The sequence below is a fragment of the Escherichia sp. KCJ4928 genome, assembly GCF_004352695.1.
Classification (GTDB): Bacteria; Pseudomonadota; Gammaproteobacteria; order Enterobacterales; family Enterobacteriaceae; genus ECMA0423.
This window is the reverse complement of record NZ_SJWV01000374.1, coordinates 1-1664: the sequence shown is the minus strand read 5'-3', so window position 1 is coordinate 1664 and position 1664 is coordinate 1. Positions and strand designations below refer to the sequence as shown.

Annotated in this window: 1 protein-coding gene and 1 pseudogene; both read left to right on the top strand. The window is 53.9% G+C overall.

Annotated features, from left to right (window positions below):
* Window positions 1–64 (top strand): annotated as a pseudogene (locus E0D98_RS28155) (hypothetical protein); the annotation flags it as partial.
* 327 nt (window positions 65–391) lie between these two features.
* A partial coding sequence (locus E0D98_RS23960) for an AIDA repeat-containing protein (RefSeq protein ID WP_240723761.1) occupies window positions 392–1664 on the top strand: 1273 nt, incomplete at its 3' end.

The window sequence follows — 1664 nt, the reverse complement described above, 5'->3', positions numbered from 1 at the left end:
GCGCGCTGTTCGTGACACGGTGGTCTCTGTTGCCCGTGCGGTATGGAACTGGATTTTCTTCTGAACCTGTCGTGACTGATGCCCTCCCTGACTCTGAGTCTGCTCACAAAAGCACTGTTTTCGTTACAGTCTCTCTTGTCCGTGCAATAGCTCAACAATAGAATAAAACGATCGATATCTATTTTATCGATCGTTTATATCGATCGATAAGCTAATAATAACCTTTGTCAGTAACATGCACAAATACGCACAGAAAGACATTCAGGGAACAACAAAACCACAATTCAGAAACTCCCACAGCCGGACCTCCGGCACTGTAACCCTTTACCTGCCGGTATCCACATTTGTGGGTACCGGCTTTTTTATTCACCCTCAATCTAAGGAAATGCTGATGAAACGACATCTGAACACCAGCTACAGACTGGTATGGAATCACATTACGGGTACCCTGGTGGTGGCTTCCGAACTGGCACGCTCACGGGGAAAAGGCGCCGGTGTGGCGGTTGCTCTGTCTCTTGCTGCTGTCACGTCAGTCCCGGCACTGGCTGCTGACACGGTTGTACAGGCGGGAGAAACCGTGAATGGCGGAACACTGGCAAATCATGACAACCAGATTGTCTTCGGTATGACCAACGGAATGACCATCAGTACCGGGCTGGAGTATGGGCCGGACAATGAGGCCAATACCGGCGGTCAATGGGTACAGGATGGCGGTACAGCCAACAAAACGACTGTCACCAGTGGTGGTCTTCAGAGAGTGAATCCCGGCGGAAGTGTTTCAGACACGGTTATCAGTGCCGGAGGCGGACAGAGCCTTCAGGGGCAGGCAGTGAACACCACTCTGAACGGCGGTGAGCAGTGGGTACATGAAGGCGGGATTGCAACGGGTACCGTCATTAATGAGAAGGGCTGGCAGGCCGTCAAATCCGGCGCAATGGCAACCGACACGGTTGTGAATACCGGCGCGGAAGGGGGACCAGATGCAGAAAATGGTGATACCGGGCAGTTTGTTCGCGGAAATGCCGTACGTACCACTATCAATAAAAATGGTCGTCAGATTGTGGCTGCTGAAGGAACAGCAAATACCACTGTGGTTTATGCCGGCGGCGACCAGACGGTACACGGGCATGCGCTGGATACCACACTGAATGGGGGATACCAGTATGTGCACAACGGAGGCACAGCCTCTGACACGGTTGTAAACAGTGACGGCTGGCAGATTGTCAAGGAAGGTGGTCTGGCGGATTTCACCACCGTTAACCAGAAAGGCAAACTGCAGGTGAACGCCGGTGGTACAGCCACGAATGTCACCCTGAAGCAGGGCGGCGCACTGGTTACCAGTACGGCTGCAACCGTTACCGGCATAAACCGCCTGGGAGCATTCTCTGTTGTGGAGGGTAAAGCTGATAATGTCGTACTGGAAAATGGCGGACGCCTGGATGTGCTGACCGGACACACAGCCACTAATACCCGTGTGGATGATGGCGGAACGCTGGATGTCCGCAACGGTGGTACCGCCACCACCGTATCCATGGGAAATGGCGGTGTACTGCTGGCCGATTCCGGTGCCGCTGTCAGTGGTACCCGGAGCGACGGAAAGGCATTCAGTATCGGAGGCGGTCAGGCGGATGCCCTGATGCTGGAAAAAGGCAGTTCATTCACGC